This is a genomic window from Prochlorococcus marinus XMU1405, assembly GCF_017696275.1.
Taxonomy (GTDB): Bacteria; Cyanobacteriota; Cyanobacteriia; order PCC-6307; family Cyanobiaceae; genus Prochlorococcus_A; species Prochlorococcus_A marinus_AB.
The window spans coordinates 488031-507499 of sequence record NZ_JAAORF010000003.1; the positions used below are offsets into that span (position 1 = coordinate 488031).

At 31.9% G+C, this 19469-nt stretch carries 17 protein-coding genes and 1 tRNA gene; 5 read left to right on the forward strand and 13 right to left on the reverse strand.

The features are described from left to right. Positions 1–34 precede the first annotated feature (34 nt). Entirely contained in the window at positions 35–874 is an 840-nt protein-coding gene (locus HA148_RS08745) for a prephenate/arogenate dehydrogenase (protein WP_209131960.1), read from the forward strand. Here the strand turns inward: HA148_RS08745 and crtD are convergent. Beyond that, complete coding sequence (gene crtD / locus HA148_RS08750) at positions 864–2369, reverse strand: C-3',4' desaturase CrtD (RefSeq protein WP_209131961.1); 1506 nt, start codon at positions 2367–2369, stop codon at positions 864–866. The two genes, HA148_RS08745 and crtD, sit on opposite strands and share 11 nt — an antisense overlap. A 5-nt stretch (positions 2370–2374) precedes the next feature. Between crtD and HA148_RS08755 the strand changes: the two genes are divergently transcribed. Continuing rightward, a complete protein-coding gene (locus HA148_RS08755; RefSeq protein ID WP_209131963.1) occupies positions 2375–3253 on the forward strand; it encodes a fructosamine kinase family protein in 879 nt (292 codons plus the stop codon). A gap of 7 nt (positions 3254–3260) precedes the next feature. On the opposite strand, the gene HA148_RS08760 is transcribed toward HA148_RS08755, so the two are convergent. Then, the gene (locus HA148_RS08760; RefSeq protein WP_011819180.1) at positions 3261–3626 is read right to left on the reverse strand and encodes a CAAD domain-containing protein; all 366 of its coding nucleotides are present in this window, start codon (positions 3624–3626) and stop codon (positions 3261–3263) included. Positions 3627–3919: 293 nt separating this feature from the next. Between HA148_RS08760 and HA148_RS08765 the strand changes: the two genes are divergently transcribed. After that, complete coding sequence (locus HA148_RS08765) at positions 3920–5065, forward strand: ThiF family adenylyltransferase (RefSeq protein ID WP_209131965.1); 1146 nt, start codon at positions 3920–3922, stop codon at positions 5063–5065. A 16-nt stretch (positions 5066–5081) separates the two neighbouring features. Here the strand turns inward: HA148_RS08765 and HA148_RS08770 are convergent, their stop codons facing one another. Further along, positions 5082–6242, reverse strand: coding sequence for a cob(I)yrinic acid a,c-diamide adenosyltransferase (locus HA148_RS08770; RefSeq protein WP_209131967.1), 1161 nt, complete (start codon positions 6240–6242; stop codon positions 5082–5084). Positions 6243–6350: 108 nt separating this feature from the next. Here HA148_RS08770 and larE point away from each other — a divergent pair, with 108 nt between their 5' ends. Then, a complete protein-coding gene (larE, locus tag HA148_RS08775; RefSeq protein WP_209131969.1) occupies positions 6351–7175 on the forward strand; it encodes an ATP-dependent sacrificial sulfur transferase LarE in 825 nt (274 codons plus the stop codon). Positions 7176–7183: 8 nt separating this feature from the next. Here larE and speD read toward each other — a convergent pair whose 3' ends face one another. Both speD and recF read right to left on the reverse strand, forming a co-directional pair. Continuing rightward, a complete protein-coding gene (speD, locus tag HA148_RS08780) occupies positions 7184–7618 on the reverse strand; it encodes an adenosylmethionine decarboxylase (protein WP_209131971.1) in 435 nt (144 codons plus the stop codon). Between the two features lie 52 nt (positions 7619–7670). Continuing rightward, on the reverse strand, positions 7671–8813 hold the full coding sequence (gene recF / locus HA148_RS08785; RefSeq protein ID WP_308789033.1) for a DNA replication/repair protein RecF: 1143 nt from the start codon (positions 8811–8813) through the stop codon (positions 7671–7673). Positions 8814–8839: 26 nt separating this feature from the next. On the opposite strand from recF, the gene HA148_RS08790 reads away from it, so the two are divergent. Then, positions 8840–8913, forward strand: a tRNA-Arg gene (locus HA148_RS08790). 10 nt (positions 8914–8923) lie between these two features. Here HA148_RS08790 and HA148_RS08795 read toward each other — a convergent pair. The 8 genes from HA148_RS08795 to HA148_RS08830 form a co-directional block, all read right to left on the reverse strand. Next, entirely contained in the window at positions 8924–9370 is a 447-nt protein-coding gene (locus HA148_RS08795; protein ID WP_209131973.1) for an N-acetyltransferase, read from the reverse strand. Between the two features lie 3 nt (positions 9371–9373). Further along, positions 9374–12343 carry a phosphoenolpyruvate carboxylase gene (gene ppc, locus HA148_RS08800; protein WP_209131975.1) on the reverse strand — a complete coding sequence of 990 codons (2970 nt, stop codon included), beginning with the start codon at positions 12341–12343 and terminating at the stop codon, positions 9374–9376. A gap of 53 nt (positions 12344–12396) precedes the next feature. Then, positions 12397–13515: a glutamate--cysteine ligase gene (gene gshA, locus HA148_RS08805; protein ID WP_209131977.1), complete on the reverse strand. Its 1119-nt coding sequence runs from the start codon at positions 13513–13515 to the stop codon at positions 12397–12399. Beyond that, on the reverse strand, positions 13516–15036 hold the full coding sequence (locus HA148_RS08810) for an anthranilate synthase component I family protein (RefSeq protein ID WP_209131979.1): 1521 nt from the start codon (positions 15034–15036) through the stop codon (positions 13516–13518). A gap of 59 nt (positions 15037–15095) precedes the next feature. Then, positions 15096–15518: a photosystem I reaction center subunit II PsaD gene (locus HA148_RS08815; RefSeq protein WP_209131981.1), complete on the reverse strand. Its 423-nt coding sequence runs from the start codon at positions 15516–15518 to the stop codon at positions 15096–15098. 111 nt (positions 15519–15629) lie between these two features. After that, positions 15630–16994 carry a sensor histidine kinase gene (locus HA148_RS08820; protein WP_209131982.1) on the reverse strand — a complete coding sequence of 455 codons (1365 nt, stop codon included), beginning with the start codon at positions 16992–16994 and terminating at the stop codon, positions 15630–15632. Next, the gene (rodA, locus tag HA148_RS08825; protein WP_209131983.1) at positions 16994–18262 is read right to left on the reverse strand and encodes a rod shape-determining protein RodA; all 1269 of its coding nucleotides are present in this window, start codon (positions 18260–18262) and stop codon (positions 16994–16996) included. Before rodA ends, HA148_RS08820 begins: the two co-directional genes overlap by 1 nt. A 3-nt stretch (positions 18263–18265) precedes the next feature. Then, positions 18266–19336: an Mrp/NBP35 family ATP-binding protein gene (locus HA148_RS08830; protein WP_209131984.1), complete on the reverse strand. Its 1071-nt coding sequence runs from the start codon at positions 19334–19336 to the stop codon at positions 18266–18268. Positions 19337–19469 lie beyond the last annotated feature (133 nt).

The window sequence follows — 19469 nt, forward strand, 5'->3', positions numbered from 1 at the left end:
TATCAATATAGAAGGGTCTTGAATTAATCAATCTATGAAAATTGGAATAGTAGGATTAGGTTTAATTGGCGGTTCTTTAGGATTAAAACTCCAAAGTCTAAATCATACAATTTATGGAATAGCAAATAATGAATTTAATGAAAAAAAAGCTAAGGATAAAAAACTTGCAAATTTTGTTAGCTGTGATCTGAGCTTATTAAAAAAATGTGAGTTAATAATTTTGGCATTGCCTATCAAAGATTTGATTAGTCCGTCTCAACAATTAGTAGCATCAATACCTAAGGAAACAATAATAACTGATGTAGGTTCTGTAAAAGAACCAATTGTAAATAAATGGGAAAATTTACATCCTCTATTTATTGGATCTCATCCAATGGCAGGAACAGAAAAAAAAGGGGTTGATTCAGGTTTTGAAGGTCTTTTTAAAAATGCAAAATGGATTATTACCCCAACACAAAATAGTGATTTAAATTCAGTCAGAACTATTTCCGAGCTCATAAAATCAATGGATTGTGAAATTTGCCAAGCTTCACCAAAAGATCATGATGAAGCAGTATCTCTAATTTCTCACTTGCCTATATTTTTAGCTTCTGCCCTAATAGAAACTGCGCAAACAAAAAATAATCAATCTTTATTAGATCTCACGCAAAAATTAGCTGCTACAGGATTTGCTGACACTTCGAGAGTTGGCGGAGGCAATGAAAAACTAGGCTTAGATTTAGCTATTAATAATCAGATTAATGTTTTAAATGCCATAAATAATTTTAAAAATAAGCTGAATATACTGGAATCTCTTATTAAAGAAAAAAATTGGGAGTTACTATCTAAAAAACTTGCTGAAGCAAAAGAAATAAGAAAAAATTTTATAAACTAAAATTATCTATACCTTTGGAAGCTAAAATTTGCCTTGAAACCATTAATGCAGACTGACTAACACCTGCAGTCCCCTCTCCTGGATAAATCGAATCTCCACATAGCCATAAACCTTTAAAAGGAGTCCTACTTGGTAATCCAAATAAACCAAAAATATCTGGATTTTGACCAAGTCCGCCTACTATTCCATTAGGTCTATTTGTCCACTTTTCAAATCCCAATGGAGTTGCTAATTCCCTATGTAACCAATTTTCAGGATTAATATCAAATTGACTTTCCAATTCAAGCGATAATTTTTTCATGAAATCATTTTTCTTCTTTAAGTAAGTTTGTTTATCAAGATCAAACCAATCTTTAGTATTGGTAAAAATACTCGCAATTAATGTAACCTCACCTTTTGGAGCTCTTCCATCACCATCATCACTAATTGATACAAATAACGAAGTAAATTCTTTCGAGACAAATTGATAATGATTTGAGAAAGTTTTTTTAATATGTTCTTTTTTTAATGCTGAATAAAAAACTACAGCTCCACTTGGATCAGGCAAATTATTAAGTCGATTTTGATAGTTTTTTTTTCTTTTTAAAGGATCTTTCAAATGCTTGAGCAAAGATTGTGGAGGCGCAGTATAAATTAAATCTTTTGCTTGGTAAATAAAAGATTTTTTTTTCGAATTAGCAGATACTTTCCAACACATATTTACGTCATCAAAATTTATAGAATTAACTTTTTGTCCAAAAATTATATTAGCTCCAGTTTTACTCAATGAACTTTCTAATGCTTCACTTAAAGACTGCATAGATTTTTTAAGATGCCACAGACCATGCGGCTGCTGACACATCTGAAGAACTGTAGATCCATATAATGCAGCTGTATTATGAACATCCTCTTGAGAATAAAGTTTTAGTTGAAGATTTAAGAATTTTATCAAGCGCTCATTCTTGGATAATCCACATATCCGTAATAAATCAAAAATACTAGATTTAAGTAAAACACCTGTGACAAGATTTGACGGTACTAGGGCTTTAAGAAGTTGAGAAAAATCCCAAAAATTACTTGTTGGTAATACAGGATTATTATTAGCAAATATCCAATTACTTTGATGAATAAGAGTACAAAGTTTCCAAAATTTACTACTCCCTGGAAACTGCATTTCTTGTTCAGCAATCCATTTACTTTTTTCATACCAAATTGGTATAGGCTGACCTCCATCATTTAAATCAACAATGCAAGCTGGATCTAAAATTGTGGCTTCAGGAGATGGAATATTTAAAAAATTAAAAATTCTTGAATGTATACCTCCTTTCTCTAAACCCGCAACTTGAGTAGCACCAACATCAAAAATATAATTCTTTCTTTTAAAAGTACCGGCACATCCTCCTGATTGAGTATGAGATTCGATTAAATTCACTGATAACCCTTGTTTTGATAAAATCGCTGCAGAAGTTAGTCCTGCTATACCTGCGCCAACAACAACTACTTCGGACTTTCTCATTGAAAATGCAAAAATTATCTCCCATTGAAGTTAACGAAATTTGTGATGAATTAGGTGAAACCTATCCAAAAAGTATTGAACAAGTGCATGGTGGTGATATTCATAGTGCCTGGCAAATAGAATTCTCAAACAAAAAGGTATTCCTTAAAAAAAACATTAGAAACAAAAAGTTTCTTGAATTTGAAAAATATTGTCTCCAAAATTTGAGGAAGTATATTAATCAAGAAAACTTAGTTATTCCTGAAGTTATTGCATATAAAAGTATTAAAAATGTAGAGATTCTTCTAATTGAATGGATAGATATGGATAACTTTGACCAAAAAAAACTTGGAATAGGTTTAGGTGAAATGCACTTAAAATCATCTGAATCTAATCCAAAAATGTTTGGGTATCCAGTTGAGGGTTTTATCGGAATGACAGATCAGAAGAAAGGATGGGAAGATAATTGGATTGATTGTTTTTTAAAATTAAGAATAATACCGCAATTATTAAATCTTAAATCGACAATTTTAGATAAAGAAATTATAAATAAAGTCAAAGAAAAAATTAAATCAGAATTGCTGAATCATAAACCAATAAATGCTCTTGTTCACGGTGATTTGTGGTCAGGAAATGCAGGAATGGACAAAAGTGGGAGGGGAGTTATATTTGACCCGTCATCTTGGTGGGCAGATAATGAAGTAGATATAGCTATGACAAAACTATTTGGAGGTTTTAGACAAGAATTTTATGAAGAATATCATAGAATTTTTCCTAAAAAAACTGGATTTGAAAAAAGAATTATTATTTATAATTTTTATCACATATTGAATCATGCCAATATGTTTGGAGGAGCATATATAAAACAAGTTAAAGATTACGTAAAAGAAATACTCAATATGTAATCTTAAACTAACCTAAATATGTTTTTTTAAGATTTTGCACCTTATCTAAAACAGCTTCACGATTTTCACTGGTACGAAGATTTTGCCAGCTCCATTGACCAACAACAATTACGCCTAATAGTTCTAGTAAACCAGGGAGAATTGGGAAAAAGTTTATCGTGTCAATGACAACTTTAATTATTATCTGAGCTATTACGACAACAGCAATTATGCCTGCCGCCTTGCCATACTTACCCATTTGAGTCCAATCAACATTACCAAGGGTTTCGTTGACTTTTCCCATAACATCAGAGTACTTCTCTGAAAAGCTTTTGGTTTCTGAGCTTGTATCGGAGCCGGAGTCTTGGTTTGACTCTGGAGTGTTATCACTCATGAATTCAGTAAACTTAATATATGAACCAGACAGTATCGGAAAAAACGTCTGTTGACTACCTTTTTGTTGTGCAAAATTCCGAACCGAAACATTTTGTATTTTTTAAAAGGCTTTGGTATATAAAGTTTCTTCAGATATTTAAACTTTAAATTGATTTATAAAAACTTCACATTATCATCTAGTTCTAACAAAAACATTAATAAATCACAGTAATAAGAAAAATTTAAAAGGCTAAAATTTTTATTTTAATTATTATGTTTTCATAGTTTAGCTCCTAAAAATTAAAGATCGATATGTCCAAAGATATCAAATTTAATTTCTTAAGCTCTGATGAAGAAGAAAGATATCAAAAACATCTAAGCCTAAAAGAGATAGGTTATAGAGGTCAACTAGATCTTAAAAACAGTTCAGTACTATGCATCGGAGCAGGCGGGCTTGGGTCTTCCGTTTTGCTATATCTTGCCGCAACAGGAATTGGGAGAATTGGAATAGTTGATAACGATCAAGTTGAAAAGTCTAATCTCCAGAGACAGATAATTCATGAAACAAGTACTATTGGCGATCTTAAAATTGATTCTGCTAGGGAAAGAATAAAAAAATCCAATCCTAATTGTGAAATATTAACCTTTTCAGAGAGAATTAATCCTAAAAATGCTATTGAAATAATTAAGGAGTTTGATGTTATTTGTGATTGCTCGGATAACTTTGGCACAAGATATTTAATAAACGATTCATGCCTGATATTAAATAAACCCCTAGTCTTTGGAAGTGTACAAGGCTTTGAAGGGCAAGTGAGTGTTTTTAATTTATATGAAAATAGTCCAAATTTAAGAGACTTACTTCCAGAATCACCTTCAAAAAATGCTGTCCCTAGTTGTGCAGAATACGGGGTTGTAGGTGTTTCAACAGGTTTAATAGGAATTCTTCAGGTTAATGAAATTATCAAAATAATTTTGAAAAAAGGTGAAATTTTAGATGGGAAGATTTTAATTTTTGATCTATTGAATATGAATATGAAAAAATTACATCTAAACAGTGATCAGTTAAATAAACGAATAAAAAATCTGTCTCAGTTTGAGAGCTTTTATAATAGCGATGAATATTGTGAGAATAATAATGAAATCGCTACTATTGATGCTAATGACTTTAATAGTTTATACAAAGCAAAACCAAACAAAATTCTTTTAATTGATGTAAGAGAAAATGAAGAATTTTCTATTTCTGCAATAGAGGGATCTATATCAATTCCCTTAAGTCATTTGAACCAAGAATCTGACTTAAAATTTATTCAAAAAGAAAGTTTAAGTAAAGAGGTTTTCACTATTTGTAAATCGGGGAAACGTTCTGAAAAAGCTTCAAGAATCTTGTCTCGATTTAAAATTCAGTCAAGATCAATTGAAGGCGGCATTGAAAAGGTAAAAAAAATATTGTGCAATTAATAATTTTTAAGAATATTTAGTAATCTACGCCTCTTTTCAAATCAACTCCAACATTTGCATAATGCTTATGACAAACCATTTCAGAGTAGACATCAGCAAGTTCAAAGTATGAAGGTTCATTTTTACACCTCCCAGTAATAATAACTTCTGTGTCTACTGGTTTTTTTAAGAGCGTTTGATGTATTGATTCCACAGGTAGCAGTTCTAAATCAACAGTTGGATTCAATTCATCTAAAATGATTGTTTTATACAAACCAGACAAAATAGCGGCTTTAGCAATTTCCCATGCCCTTTCAGCCTCAACATAATCAATTGGTTGTTGCTGACCTCTCCATACGATGGCATCTCTGCCTGAACGCAAATGATCTACTAAATGGGGGTAACTTTCTCTCAAAGCTTCTATGGCAGCATCTTCGGTATAACCATTCCCACCTTTTAACCACTGTAGTATTAAAACTCTATGACTTTTGTCTTGAGATATTCCTTTACCGATAGCTTGAAGAGCCTTACCAAGTGCACTTGTGGATTTACCCTTTCCTTCACCTGTATAAATCTCAATTCCACCACTAGAAATACTTTGTCTGCTTAGCGTCGATAAGTCTCCTGTCAAACGTGGTCTCATTTCTGAATGGAGTTGAGATATTCTTACCAAAGAAGAAGGGGCTGCCCTGCCGGTAATAATTATTTCTAATCCATCTGGACGATTTTGAAGAGAGTCAACTACTTCATTGATATCAAGCATTCCTAAATCAAGAACTGGGTTTAACTCATCTAGTACAACTACAGAATAAAGAGAACTAGCAATTGCTCCTTTAGCAATATTCCAACCTCTTTCAGCCTCACCAACATCAAACTTTGTCACTTGGTCAGCCGTAAAGAATTCAGATCTTCCTGTCCTAACATGGTCAATTAAATGTGGAAAGCCTCTTTGCAAAGCCTCTATTGCTGAATCCTCGTCATATGCCCTCTCAGGACCCTTTAAAAATCTTAGAAGTAAAACTCTTGACTGTCTTTTTTCGCATATTCCTAATCCTATAGTTCTCAGAACTACTCCCAAAGCAGCCTGACTTTTCCCCTTACCCTCTCCATCATAAATATGTAATTGACCTTTAGATCTCTCTTGACTGTCACTAGCAGTAACAATTCCAATTCCTCTATTTCTACTCGTATTCGCCAATTGAACAAAATTAATAGTTTTAATCTAATATATAAATAAGAATATTATTAAAGATTTAATAATAAATTCAACCTATTTATATGTACTTTGAATTTTAAAGTAATTAACATGTTCAATCAACTAGAAATTCTCTCTGATGAACAAAATCAAAAGCTTTATAAAATTAGAAAATACATTAAGAATCTTGAAAGTGTTTGTATTGCTTATTCCGGAGGAGTGGACAGTACATTAGTGGCCTCACTAGCATTCGAGCAATTAGGTAGCAAAGCAATCGCAATAACTGGTATTTCTCCTGCATTAGCCAATACTCTTCGCGAAGAAGCAAGAAATCAAGCAAAGTGGATTGGAGTGAAGCATTTAGAAATTAAAACTTCAGAATTAGACCAATCAAATTACAGTGAAAATCCTAAGGATAGGTGCTTTGCATGCAAAAAAGAGCTTCACAAACACACAACCTATCTCTCTAAAAAACTTAATTACAAGATTGTTTTAGATGGAGTCAATCTTGATGATCTTAAAGATTACAGACCAGGTATACAAGCCTCAAAACAAGCAGGAGTTATATCTCCCCTTGCTAAATTTAAATTCTCAAAACAAGACATTAGAGATGTATCAAAAGCATTAGGGTTTCCTTGGTGGGACAAACCTGCTCAACCTTGCTTATCATCAAGATTTCCTTATGGTCATGAAATAACTAGTGAGCGGTTAAAAATGGTTGAGAAAGCAGAAGAATACCTTAAAAAAGGTGGCTTATCGGAGGTTAGAGTTCGATGCCAAGGCTCAACTGCAAGAATAGAAATTCCCCAAGATGAATTAAAGCATTTTTTTAATAAATATAATTTTTGTGAGTTAGTTCAATATTTTTCTAATTTAGGATTTAATTGCACAAGCTTAGATCTTGAAGGACTAATAAGCGGAAAATTAAATAGGTAAATATTGTATTAAACAGCCGTTCTTATCTGATCAGGTACTGCTGAAGGAGGATTTCGCTCAATGACACGCAAAGAATGTTCTTTAGCCATCAAAGATTTAATTAAATATTGACTAGCAAGTTCAGGCATCATCTTTTGACCACATGTAAAAATATCGACTGCAGAATAATTAGATTCAGGCCAAGTATGTATTGAAATATGAGATTCTGCCAGTAAGGCAATTGCCGTAACCCCTTGAGGCTCGAATTTATTACTTATCAAATTCAGAACTGTTGCATTTGCCAGTTTAGCAGCTCTGTTTAAAATACATCGCAAAAAGGATTCGTCATTTAATTTTTCACCATCGCACCTATAAAGTTCCAACAAAAGGTGTTTACTTAGATGACTTAATTCTTGCTCATCACTCAACGAATTTAAAATTTGACTTTTTTTGTAGATTTCCATATAAGAAATTTATATGAGTTTTAGATTAGCTAAAAATTAGTCCCTTCTGAAATTATAATTGAATTATTTGTGACGATCCTAGAAAAGACTGATTAAATTTATCTAAATGTGTCGCACTTATAAAACATTGACTATCTTTGCCAACAGAATTTAATAACAAATTTTGCCTGGTTAAATCTAATTCTGCCAAAACATCATCCAATATAAGTATTGGAGGGACATTAAATGTTTTAGTTAATAAATCTAGTTCAGCCATCTTTAAAGCCAAAATAAAAGTCCTTTGCTGGCCTGATGAACCAAATTTTCTAACTGAAACATTATTGATTAAAAACTCAAAATCATCACGATGCGGGCCAAAATTACATTTACCAGTCAATTCTTCTGTTGAACGCTGATTTAAGAGTTGTTCTGCTATTTTTTTACTAATAACTTCTTCTTTTTCTTCTTCTGGACTTATATTTTGTATTCCTGAAAGATAATTAATGTCTATTTGCTCTTTAGATTTACTTAAATGATTATGCCAATATTCAACATATGGTTTTATTTTTAATAATGCCCTTCTTCTGCGCCTAAAAATTCTTGTACTGATTATTGACATTTGAATATCAAAGCTTTCTACAACATCTGAGGATTGGGTTTTAAAAAAACTTTCCGAACGCCAAAAATGACTTCTTTGCTTTAAAAGCCTGTTAAATCTACTTATCAAGTCTATATATACTGGTTCAAGCTGGGATACGACTTTATCAATCCATATTCTTCGATAACTTGGTTCACTCCTTACAATATCTATATCATTAGAACAGAAACAAACACTCCGAATATAATTTTTTATTTCACTCTGTTTTTTCAAGATTGATTCATTAACGTAAACTCTTTTAGGACCTTTTCGGAATAAATTTAACTTTAAATCGTCTTTAAAATTTATCTGTCCTATTACTACAGCCATATCACTGTCGTTCTCTATTAAATCTTTATCGCTCAATGCTCTATTAGATTTTAATTGACTTAAAAATTCAACCGATTCAAGTAAATTTGACTTGCCAATACCGTTACAGCCAAGAACAATTGCTCTTTGCTCTTTTAAATCAATTTCAAAACTTTTATGGTTCCGAAAATTTTGAATTTTTAATTTATTTAAAAAAATGTTTTTTATGCATTCATTAATTAAATTAGCTAAGTTTAAAATATTTAGAATTTCTTATAAGAAATTGAAAAAATAAAGGGCATGTAGCTCAGTTGGATAGAGCATCAGATTCCGGTTCTGAAAGTCGGGGGTTCAAATCCCTCCATGCTCGTAAAATAATTTTAAAGTTTGTATCCCATTACTCTTATTCCATTTGGATCTAATATGAATCCATTTTCCTCTAAACTTGAAAATGAAGAGACTGGAGCCTGTACAGAAATACTGCAACCTGGCATTTCTCTATTTATTTTCTCAAGAGTTAATTGAAGCAATATTGAATAATAAAGTTGCTGATTATTCCCTGGCAATGCACATAAATTCCATAAGTTAGCATTCAAGCCCCTGTCGGAAGTAACCCTTACAAAGGCATATAATTTATTTTTTAATTCACTCTGTATGGTAAAAAAGAAATTACTTTTCTGAATAGCCTCAGAAAGAGGTTTTATTGGAAATGTCTCACAACCACAATTCGCTAATAGTTTGTTAACTTCTTTAGCTAATGGGATTTTCGAAGAGTTAACAAAATAACCTTCTGGAAGAACAAGTTTTTTTTTAGAAAAATATTGCAATTATCAACCTGTATTTCTCATGCCAGCTGCTATCCCATTAATAGTTAAAAGTGCCCCCCTTAATAATTCACTTCTACTGTAGGCTCTTCTAGATTCATCTTTATCAATAATAAATTCGCTAATTGGGGGTTGTCTTGTTTGGTCTCTAAGTCTTCTTAAAAGTGAAACCTGTAAAAATCCCAAAGGGATGATTGTCTTGTTTCTCAAGCTTACGGATGATTTTAAGTCTCTATCAGATTCGAGAAGGTTATTTTTACCAGTAATTTCAAGTATTAAAGATTTTGTAAGATTGTATTCTTTAGAAATTACTTCAAAAATAATATCAAAAGATTCTTTATTTTCTTTACTGCCAAGAGTATCAACATAATACTTAGCAACTTCCAAATCCACCTTAGACAATGTCATTTCTACCTTAGATATAAGCATCCTAAAAAATGGCCATCTTTGATGCAAAACTCTTAATAATTCAATTTGTTGTGGGTCTGAATTTAATTCTGATGATAATGCAGTGCCAACTCCAAACCAACTTGGCAGAAGAAATCTACTTTGCGTCCAACCAAATACCCATGGAATAGCTCTTAAACTTGACAAATCTTTTGCACCTTTTTTTCTTCTCGCAGGCCTACTAGATATCTGTAATTTACTGATTTCTTCGATTGGCGTAACCTCTTGAAAGAAATTTAACAAATCAGGATTCTCATGCACTAATTTTCTGTAATGAGACCTCGATGTTTCTGCGAGCCTAGACATTAATTGATTCCATTCTGGAGTAGCGTCAAGTCTATTATTTACCAAACTATTTTGTATAACAGCTGTAGTAACAGTCTCAAGATTGTATAAAGCCAGTTCAGGAAGACTATATTTAGAAGCTAAAACTTCACCTTGTTCTGTTATTTTAATGCGTCCTTTTAAAGTACCGCTAGGTTGAGCCAATATTGCTTGATAAGCTGGCCCTCCGCCTCGCCCTACAGAACCACCTCTTCCATGAAAAAGTCTAAGTAATAGATTATTTCTACTTGCAAGATTTTGAAGCGCAATTTGAGCTCTATGAATTTCCCAATTACTAGAAACAAACCCTGAATCTTTATTGCTGTCAGAATAGCCAAGCATTAATTCTTGAAGAGGTTTAAACGATTCTCCAACTTTTGGCAATAATGATCTATAAAAATCTAATTTGAACAACTTTTCCATTACTTCTGGTGCTCTTTTAAGATCTTCAACAGTTTCGAAAAGAGGTACAACTAATAATTTTGACTTTTGTGAATTTTGATCCAGAAGTCCCATTTCTTTTGCCAATAAGAGAACTTCAAGCAAATCAGATGCACTATGACTCATTGAAATTACATAAGAATGACAAATACGACTTCCAAATTCATGCTGCAATCTCTTAACCATTTTAAAAACTGAAAAAGTTTCTTCTGTGGTTTTTGTCCAGTTCACACCAGCAGGAATTAAAGGCCTTTTTGTATTTAACTCTTCTACAAGCCATTTAATTTTCTCTTCCTCAGACATTTGGTCATATGACACAGATAAATCCAAATAATTTGTAAGCTCTTGAATTGCATCACTATGCCTTGTACTTTCTTGACGAATATCTAAACTTGCTAAAGAAAATCCAAAAATATGAACCTGAGTAAGTAGATTGTTTACAGACTCGCAAGTTAAATCAGTACTTATCAGGCTATTTTTTATTAATTCGAGATCATAAGTAAATTCATTCACAGACTTATAACATAAGTTTTCAACTTTATCGTGATTTTTGTTATCAATTTCTCCCTCTAAGTCAAATTTCCACCCATTATCAGCTAATAAATTATTTCTTTCTTGTGTTAATCTTAATTTTTCTAAAATATAACTTAATTTCAACCTGTAAGGTTCTGATCTATACCTTGTAGCCCTTGCTTCATAGATTTCAGGGAACTTAACCCTGTCCGTTTCGAGTGACTCTAATAGAGAAGAACTGACTTGACTCCATTGCATCGAGACACTTAATTGATCTCTAAGATTAGATGTCGCAATAATATATCTTTCCAACATCAACTGCCTTTGATAACAAGCAGTTCTCCATGTTATCTCGGGAGTAACCGATGGATTACCGTCCCTATCGGAGCCTACCCAAGAACCGAAGTTACAAAAAGATTCAGAGGGCAATTGGACATCTGGATAATTTTCGGTTAGTGCTTCGGTGATCCTGCCCCTTAATTGAGGCATCGCATTAAATAAAACTTGCTGAAAATAATGCAAGGCATAATCTACTTCGTCTAAAACTGATGGTTTAAATTGATGCAATTCATCTGTTCTCCACCAAAGTCTTACTTCCTCTTTTAATTGGGTTTTTAGAGAGTTTTTTTCTTCTTTTGTTAGAAATTGCTCAATCTGTATTTTTTTTAACAAATTTGCTACTCTCGTTTGCTTATGTCGAATCGTATGTCTTACTATCTCAGTCGGATGCGCAGTAAAAACTAAACGAATATCCATTTCCTGCAACAACTCTTCTAATTTCCCTGGTGGTACATTTAATTTCCTCAGCCTATAAAATAATTCTCTGAAAGTAACTGGAGCATTTTGCCTAGCCAATGCTGGAGCAAAAGGATCAAGATTGTCGGGCGATTTTTGAACATCCTTATTGGTAAAGCTCTGAATATATCTATCTTCCTCAACTCTTTGTTCCAAAATATTAACTAGTTGAAAATACAATGAAAACGCCCTTGCTGCTGCAATGGATTCTGCTAAATCCATAGAATTAACAATATCAACTATTTCATTTTTAAAAGTTTTTGAACTATCACCATCAATTTGTTTTGAATAACTTAATTCTTTAAGCTGTATCAATCTCTCTGCCTGATCATCTGGACATTCCTCTCTGAGTACAGATTCCCATAGATCTTCTATTAAAAGACGATTTTTATCAAGTGGATCATTGTTATTTATCAGATCCAAGTTATTATTTTTTATCTGTCGAAAAGATTCCATATAAACATTATGTCACAAGTGAAAATGTTAAGATCAAATGTTTATTTAAATAATTAAACATTCTCGCCTTCACTCCTAATCATATCTTCGATAGAAATTTTCATTATTTGTTCAATAGAAAGACCTTTTTCATATTGATTTATCCATTTCATAGATTGATTACCTTCTTCGAGGACTTTATAGATAGGCTTCAAAAGATGTTTCATACCAAAATTTTCTGCTGTGGATGACAAATCTGATAATAAGTTTTGAATCCAATCTCTACAAACAATTTTTTTGCCATCCTTCCAGTGAATTAATTCTGAATTCAAACTATCTTTAGCAGCATTAGTTTCATTTTGATCACATATTTCTGATAATTTATCAATAGAAAAAAAACTGGCATTCAATGGATCTAAAGTATTTATATTTTCAAAAAGATTTAAAATCCTTAGTTCTATCATGGCAGTTATCCCTAAAAGCAAGTTAATATCATAAACAAAATCACAAATTCTTAATTCCAAACGATCAAGAATTAAAGGTCTTTGGGGACCATTTGGTCTGATTGAAGACCAAAAATGACGGATATTCTGCATATTTTTATTAGCTATATTTTCCTCTATCCAATTGATATAAGAATTATGATTTATAAAAAAAGGCACCTTACTTGGTGTTTTTGGAAACTGCATCCATCTCTGAGAATGATTCTCCGTAATTCTATTATTTAAAAAAGGAGAACTAGCACTTAGGGATAGATATAATGGAGCCTCAGATCTTATCAGCCTAACAGCCGCAAATAGCTTATCTAAATCATCTATTCCTATGTTTATATGTACACTTGAAGTTGCGATAGAGGTTCCATAATTTTCTTGTATGAATTGGTGATAAACATTATCAATATCAGATCTTTGAAATTGAATATCGTGTTTAAAACAAAGAGTGGATGAAGGAATGATTGTTAACTTTTTTTTGTTGAGCCATCGTCTTAACTTTTTTCTTGGAGTTATTAATTTCTCATATAAAAAATCGTAGTCTTTTTCAGGTGTTGTTATGTATTCAACGTTTCTATTATCTGGCTCTTTTACAAAATCAGGAAATTTTTTCTCAATTTCAGCAGAAACACCAATATGAGAATTTAAAGAACCTGTGAAAAGTTCCACCTCAAAACCCTTATAAAGATTATTTTGGCTCATTTATTTATCCAAACAGGCTAATGCTTTTAGTATCCCCTTTGCTTTATTTATCGTCTCTCGATATTCATTTTCAGGAAAAGAATCAGCAACTATTCCAGCTCCTGCTTGCACTGAAACATCATATTTCCCATCTCTTGAGGGTTTAACTATCATAGTTCTTATCGTAATTGCTGTATTTAGTGCACCATTGATATCAATAGATCCGTAGACACCAGCATAAGGTCCTCTAGGATCTTTTTCAAAGTGCTTAATCAATTGCATAGCTCTTATTTTTGGCGCACCAGTTACTGTCCCAGCGGGAAAAGATGCTTTTAGCAAATCCCAAACATCAGCATTATGTTGTAAGACCCCCTCAACTTCACTAACTATATGCATAACATGTGAATATCTCTCAATAACCATTAAATCCTTTACCTTCACAGTACCAATTTCACAAACTCTCCCAAGATCATTTCTCCCAAGATCAATTAGCATTACATGCTCAGCTATCTCTTTTGGATCTTTTAATAAATCCTTTTCTAATTCCAAGTCTTGTTGATTATCAATACCTCTAGGTCTTGTGCCAGCAATTGGTCTTAAGCTAGCAACAATCTGACCATTTTTATTTTTTTCTGCCTTAACCATTACTTCAGGACTTGAACCAATCAGATACCATGAACCAAAATCAAAAAATGACATATATGGAGATGGATTAACCATCCTCAAACTTCTATATAAATCAAAGGGATCATTATTAACTTGAGTTTTGAATCTTTGACTTATAACTATTTGGAAGATATCTCCCTTTCTTATATATTCTTTTGCAGAGAGAACTGCATCCTCAAAATCTTTTTTCTTCCAATTACTTTCTAGATCTAGATTCAAATCCTCATTTTCATGCCAATCTAAAAACTCATTTTCTTTTAGAGGAACTCTCATTAAATTTCTAGTTTTCTGAATTTTAAAAATTGAGTTTAGATACAACTCTTCAACAGAGGACTCTTTTGAAGAAGTTGTATCTGCATAAACTACTGCAGTAATACATCTTTTTATTTGATCAAAAACAACTAACTGATCAAAAAACATCCAAGAACCATAAGGGATATTGTTTTCTGGTATTTCATTTATTGGAACGCTTGGTTCTATTCGATTTATTAATTCATAACCCCAGGAGCCATATAACTGTCCAATTGATGGTAAGTCATCAAGCATGGTTGATTTATATTCCTTTGTCCAACTTCTTAAAATATCAAAAGGATCACCATTATATGTTTCAGTTTTGCCATTATTCCAAGTTTTAACTATTTCTTGTCCATTACAAACAGCTTCCCAAAGAGGTTTAGTAGCAACAATACTCCACCTACCTAAACTTTCCCCACCTTCAACAGATTCAAGAAAAACACCATGGGAATCTTTTGAGGTTAATTTTAACCAAGTCGACAACGGAGTCTCTAAATCTGCTGGCCAAGTTTGAGTGATAGGTATGAAATTTTTACCTTCTTTGTAAGCCTTTAAAAAACTATCTTTCTGTGAGCTGATCATATTATTAATGTCAACCCAAATTATAATTATTTTCTTTTTTTATATCAACTTTAAGGACGTTAATCAAAAGTATTCTTAGTTGTAAATTTCAAACCAGCTGGATTGGGATTTTCTCCTATTCTTCTAGGATTATGACCTACTTTCTCTCTACCTTCATTTACTTTTTCAGAGAAAACACCATCTTTTGGGTGTAAAAATTCAATATCACCACCTGGGAATATTCGATAGATTTTAAAATCTTCAATTCTTGGCTTGAAGCCTCTTAATTGTGTACCTAGTGCAAGGCATTGTTCTTTTCTTGCAAAGTACATTAAATTATCACCTTCGTGCATAATAGCCGCTCCACCGGTGGGCAATTCAAATGCTTGTTCCTTTGAACTTTTCCATACAATCGCATATTTTTCTTCGGTTTCTGCTGAGTTTAATAAACCCCCAGTACTTCCTATATGCTTTGGAAATTGACCAACTAAAGTTTCAGTCATCCTTGATTTTAAGTTATTTATAATAAGAAATTAGCATTCATATTTTGCAAAATTCTAAATTTATATGAAATTTTCTACATTAATTAATATATGGAAAACTTGTTTATCATTTTATTTTGAATCTGAAATCGGAAAAAATACTGTCAAACCTGTATCACGCCTCTTTGTGACATGCCCTCCTAAACTAGCTAATAACTTTTGAGTAGCATTTTGACTAAGTTGTAAACTACCTGTTTGAGGGTTCCAATTTAACACAGGGCCAATATCAGAACCATTATCTTTTTTTAGAATTTCTTTTTGGTTACTTTCTAATTTTTGTATTTTCAATTGAAGTTTAAGTTTTTGACCAGCTGGTCTTAATTCTAAAATTAATGTACTACCTTCTTTTAATCCCCTAGTATTTTTATCAATTAATCCACTTAACATTAATTCCAATTTTTCAGAATCACTCAAAATTTGCGGCAGTTGATTGGGGATATCAATCTTTAAAGAAATCCCGCGCCGATTTAATTGTTTATTCCATAAAGGAGCAAGCTTTTTAAAAATTTCGGCTAAATTAATTTTTGCCAAATTATTTAATGAAGGAACTTCATTACTCACTAATTCTGCTGCATTAAAGATTAAACCAAACCTATCAATTTGTTCATTACATTCATTATCTATTTGAATTAAACGATTTTTCATTGATGGGTCCATCTTATATTTTTTTAAAGTAGAACTTATGAGGGTTCTTATTGTTGCCAAAGGCGTTCTTACCTCATGAGATATTGCACGTAATAATTTTGCTTCTGTTATTTGCACATTTTTTTCATCGTTTTTTACAGAATTCTGTATATTATGGTACGGTACAATACTTGCTAATTTGGCCGATAATCTTGGCCAAAATAATCGTTCAAATTGATCATTAATATTAAGGTTACCTAAATTATTGATTGCATTACGAAATCTCACTCCTTCCTCATAATTTTCTTGATTTAATTTTGCATGCATTAATTCAATTGAAAGTTTAAGGCTTTCTTCATCACACTTCATTAATAGAATTTTCTTATCTTTTTCTCCAACAATTGATAATATGCATTGAAAATTTGGAGTGATTATCATCAAAAAAGGTTCATAACCATCTTCTTGACTAAGATTTAAGACTTTATAATTGCTAACTAAATCAAAATCTTTTTTTATCTTGTCTGAATTATTTACGGGTAAAAAACCTGCATTCTCATTTTGAAAGTATGGGAACCCCTCTGGAGACCAAAGCCATCCATGAAGTTGATTTAAAGATTTCTTATCATTAAAAGCTGGCAAAGGAGAGGCGACCCAAATCCCCCCCCGTTTATAATTCTGATGTAAAAAATCTTTTTGAATAACCTCTAAAGATGCCCACCACATTCTTATGGATGTATCATCATCCACATATATAGTTTGGACTCCTTTAATCAAAAGGTCTTGAATTTTTTTTATAGTTATTTTTGTTTTCATTAACTTCTTAGAGATCTAGAACGTTTCAAAATAGATAGAACAAATCCAACAGATATAAAATTAGTTACCAATGACGTTCGACCATAGCTCATAAAAGGAAGAGGAATTCCAGTAACTGGTCCTAAACCAATAGTCATAAATAAGTTAATAATTATTTGGAATAAAAAAGTTGATGCTATTCCAATAACAATCAGAGATTCAAAGTTAGTCCTAGCAATTGTTGCAGTATTAATAAGTTTTTTAATCAAAAAAAAGAACAAAAATAACACTATTATGCACCCCACAAAACCCAATTCTTCGCCTAGAGCACTGAAAATAAAATCAGTATGTTGTTCTGGTATAAATTGCAAATTAGTCAGCTTACCTTGTAGCAAACCAGTCCCAAATAATCCTCCAGAACCAATTGCAATTTGACTCTGTATCAAATGATATCCACCACCTAATGGATCTCTATTTGGATCTAAAAATAAAAGTAATCTATCTTTTTGATATTCTTTTAAGCCATATTGCCAAAAAATTGGTGTCAATTTAGCCACTAATAAATGGAACGAAATAGAGATAGCAGAAAAAATAATTTTCTTTTTTGAAGATCTATAAGCAAGATATCCTATAAATGGAATCCAGAAAATAAGAAGAGTTGGTAAGGTTAAATATAATGTAGAGGTGACAAGACAAAACACTAATATTAAAATCCACTCTATGGGCATTTGCGACCAATAAAGCATCACACCTGTCAAAACAAGTAAAACTAAAGAGGTACCTAAGTCTGGCTGAAAGAAAATTAATAACCAAGGAATAACTACTACTAATAAGGGCAAAAATAAATCTCTTATTGTTAAAATTAATTTTTTTTCGAGTATTAAAGCAAGAGTTAATACAGTACTTAGCTTAGCTACTTCTGAAGGCTGAAAAGAAAAGATGCCCAAGTTTAACCATCTTTGAGCTCCAGAAACCGATATCCCAAAAAAATAAATTAGTAATAAGGATATTAAAGTACATAAATAAAATGGAACCATATAATTTCTAAGTCTCTCTAACGGTATATAAGAAATAAAAAATGCTAAAAAATAACCCAATAAACCAGTCAGTATATGTTCTGAATAATTAGAAACTAAAAAATCACCCTGAATACTTTTTATTAAAAAACCAGAAATAATAACTAAAAATAGAGGAATTATAAGTAATGGAGAAAATAAAAAACCTTTATTAAAGTTGTCTTTTTTTGGTAAAAATCCTCTCTTATTTAATAAATAAATTCTCCTAAACATCAATTATCTAAAAACAAATTGATTCTTAATTAACTGAGCTAAATTACTAAACGCAATAGAACTCTCTTTATTAGGCTGGCTTATTGAGATTGGTACACCTCTATTACTTTCATCAACGAGAGGAATTTCAATAGGAATTTGAGCTAATAATGGTAAATCATTTTCTTGAGCTAATGTTTGTCCGCCACCTTTACCAAAAATTTCATATTTTTTATTTGGCATATCTGGCGGAATAAATACTGACATATTTTCTACAATTCCAAGTAAACGCACTCCGAGTTGTTTAAACATTGCTAATCCCCTCCTTGCATCTTGCAAAGATACTTGTTGAGGAGTAGTGACAACAATAGCTCCAGAAATAGGAACAGATTGAGAAAGGGATATTTGAGCATCTCCTGTTCCTGGAGGCAAGTCAATAACCAAAAAATCAAGATTATTCCACTCAACTTGGTACAAAAATTGTCGGATAATACTATTAAGCATTGGTCCTCTCCATATAACTGGCTGACCTTCTTCTATGAGGAAACCCATTGATACCAATGAAATTCCATATTTATTTATTGGTATTAACCTTTGATCACTGCCACTACCTTCTGTAACCTTTGGATTCTGTTCGGCAACCCCCATCATTGAGGGAGTATTAGGTCCATATATATCCGCATCCAGCAAACCAGTTTTTAAGCCTAATTTAGCTAGAGAACAAGCGAGATTAACTGCAATGGTACTTTTTCCAACTCCACCTTTACCACTACTAACAGCTATGACGTGTCGAATTCCATCAATCTTCTGCAACTCAGGAGCATTACTTTGAGTTTTAGATTCTGTTTTAGAAGGATTATTATCTATCTCTATTTGAACATCATCAATATCTTCAAAATCCAGTAGTACTTTTTTTACCTCTTGTACAATTCTATCTCTCTGAGAATTTGCAAATGATGGTAAGGATAGTGTTACGATTACTCTCGGTATAGTTACTCTTACGTTTTTAATCCAAGCTAATTCAATTACATTTTTCTGTGATCCAGCATCTAGAACTTTTTGTAAAGCAAAATTCGCATCTTCTATTGTGGTCATTAAATTTTTAAATATTTTGACGAGGTAGTCGACTGTTTAAAAGATTAAGAACTATGTCGAACTATCAAATAATAGGCAATAAGGACCCCCTAAGAGAAATTATAAAGGGAAACTTATAATTAACCAAAAAATT

Bases quoted from the DNA above. Each gene is read 5' to 3' on its own strand.
- HA148_RS08820 (WP_209131982.1), bottom strand. From the start codon at position 16,994: ATGAAAACAAAAATAACTATAAAAAAAATTCAAGACCTTTTGATTAAA.
- HA148_RS08810 (WP_209131979.1), bottom strand. From the start codon at position 15,036: ATGATCAGCTCACAGAAAGATAGTTTTTTAAAGGCTTACAAAGAAGGT.
- HA148_RS08745 (WP_209131960.1), top strand. From the start codon at position 35: ATGAAAATTGGAATAGTAGGATTAGGTTTAATTGGCGGTTCTTTAGGA.
- HA148_RS08815 (WP_209131981.1), bottom strand. From the start codon at position 15,518: ATGACTGAAACTTTAGTTGGTCAATTTCCAAAGCATATAGGAAGTACT.
- ppc (WP_209131975.1), bottom strand. From the start codon at position 12,343: ATGGAATCTTTTCGACAGATAAAAAATAATAACTTGGATCTGATAAAT.
- gshA (WP_209131977.1), bottom strand. From the start codon at position 13,515: ATGAGCCAAAATAATCTTTATAAGGGTTTTGAGGTGGAACTTTTCACA.
- HA148_RS08760 (WP_011819180.1), bottom strand. From the start codon at position 3,626: ATGAGTGATAACACTCCAGAGTCAAACCAAGACTCCGGCTCCGATACA.
- HA148_RS08765 (WP_209131965.1), top strand. From the start codon at position 3,920: ATGTCCAAAGATATCAAATTTAATTTCTTAAGCTCTGATGAAGAAGAA.
- HA148_RS08755 (WP_209131963.1), top strand. From the start codon at position 2,375: ATGCAAAAATTATCTCCCATTGAAGTTAACGAAATTTGTGATGAATTA.
- crtD (WP_209131961.1), bottom strand. From the start codon at position 2,369: ATGAGAAAGTCCGAAGTAGTTGTTGTTGGCGCAGGTATAGCAGGACTA.
- rodA (WP_209131983.1), bottom strand. From the start codon at position 18,262: ATGTTTAGGAGAATTTATTTATTAAATAAGAGAGGATTTTTACCAAAA.
- larE (WP_209131969.1), top strand. From the start codon at position 6,351: ATGTTCAATCAACTAGAAATTCTCTCTGATGAACAAAATCAAAAGCTT.
- HA148_RS08830 (WP_209131984.1), bottom strand. From the start codon at position 19,336: ATGACCACAATAGAAGATGCGAATTTTGCTTTACAAAAAGTTCTAGAT.
- speD (WP_209131971.1), bottom strand. From the start codon at position 7,618: ATGGAAATCTACAAAAAAAGTCAAATTTTAAATTCGTTGAGTGATGAG.